Source organism: Burkholderia sp. Bp8998 (assembly GCF_003854235.1).
In the GTDB taxonomy this organism is placed as follows: domain Bacteria; phylum Pseudomonadota; class Gammaproteobacteria; order Burkholderiales; family Burkholderiaceae; genus Burkholderia.
Window position 1 is genome coordinate 1 of sequence record NZ_QTQF01000123.1, and the last position, 1,631, is coordinate 1,631.

The 1,631-nt window shown below is 54.3% G+C and carries 1 protein-coding gene and 1 rRNA gene; one reads left to right on the top strand and one right to left on the bottom strand.

Annotation, left to right across the window (positions count from 1 at the left end):
* Positions 1–292: 292 nt before the first annotated feature.
* Positions 293–405, top strand: a 5S ribosomal RNA gene (rrf, locus tag DIE06_RS37695).
* Positions 406–1,134: 729 nt separating this feature from the next.
* Here rrf and DIE06_RS37700 read toward each other — a convergent pair.
* Positions 1,135–1,631 (bottom strand): hypothetical protein (locus DIE06_RS37700; protein ID WP_221624097.1); only part of this gene is annotated, 497 nt, incomplete at its 5' end.

The following is a 1,631-nucleotide window of genomic DNA, read 5'->3' on the forward strand; positions in this document are numbered from 1 at the left end:
TCAGGTGTGTAAGCGCAGTAATGCGTTCAGCTAACTGATACTAATTGCCCGTAAGGCTTGATCCTATAACAAGTCTGCCTTGTCGATGATCGTTAGTGCTTCAGCACTTACGAGCATCCCACGCAGAGCGTCGAGCAGCGAAGCTGATCGATGCGGCGCGCCGGTTGAAGTACCGGCGACCTGCGTAGCAAGACGAGACAAGTTGAATTCTCGTGTGTGATACACACAACCTAAATTACTGCTTCTTCCCAGATTGGTTCTGTTGGCCACGCCAGCAGGACAACCCCCTTTGCCTGATGACCATAGCGAGTCGGTCCCACCCCTTCCCATCCCGAACAGGACCGTGAAACGACTCTACGCCGATGATAGTGCGGATTCCCGTGTGAAAGTAGGTAATCGTCAGGCTCCCTTAGCCAAGAACCCCCGCCTGAAAGGCGGGGGTTTTTGCATTGGCGTGGCGGAAATGTGTAGTGAGCCTAGCATGGGTTGTAGCTTGTGCTGCAAGGCTACACGGCAGCGGACCTGAATGGCCGGCCCGCTGCAATTGCGGAGCAATCTCCGCTCGTCACAGTTACTAACGGTGCTGAGTATCGGGCGCCGAGCTACCTGAGCGATGGTGACTTACGACGCCCACCATGGGCAATGCGCCGATCACATCGGCGTGATGATGAGCCGCTTCCGGACGTGTACTACGACTATGTTCGAGGCGACATCGATCGAGCGACCCTCTTCAACGATCGAGTTGTTGCGCATGCACTGGAGTTAGCTACGCAAGAAGCACACTGCCTCGAACTGGGCGTGACCCCGGAGGCGGAGATTGACTCGCTTATTAGAAGAGCGATCAATGGACACGACGATTGGGTACTTACACGATGGCCGCATCGGTGGTGTTTGTCAGCACGAGTCACGTGGCCACATGGTTTCCGACTTGCATCGATACCTGTTTGCTTCGTGTTATGCAAAGGAATATCAGTACTCTCCCAAACTGAACATGTTTCCTCCCGGACTGTTGCCGAATCATCGCAACGTGGATGATGAGAATGTGCCGTTTGACGATCGATTCAGAGTGCAAATTTCCGGTGCGCCATCAACCACGATCGTGTCACATATTTCCAAAGACGGGCACTACTACATTCACCACGATCCGTCGCAGTGTCGCAGTCTTAAACTCGTGAGGACAGTAACGTACTTCCGTTGAAGCACCAATCGCTTGAGCAAGCGTTTCGGTAAATCAAAAATGAGTTCACCCAGTTTAAGGTCGCGCCAAACCTTCACTGCTGCGATGGGGGCGGCGATAAGAAGCATGCCCAGCATGACGTTGGCAACGATTGGGTCAGGGCGATGACGGAGTGGTGCGACTTCCGTCGCGTAGGTTTGCAATACCCCGCTCAGAAACACAATGCCGAAGTAGAGCAACCCGAGGACTGTCGTGCCAGTGCTGCCAAGAAAGACAACTGCCGCGAGGAGACGCTTCCGTACGGTCTCGCTGTACTTCCGGAAGGAGCGTTGACTCCGAAGGATAATGAGTGGCGTAAATCCCGCGAATGCTCCGATGAACCTGTCCGCATTTTTGTGGGTGAGGCGGTTGAACAACGCGTTATCCGCGCGCCTGCATAAATCGCTCTCCGAAC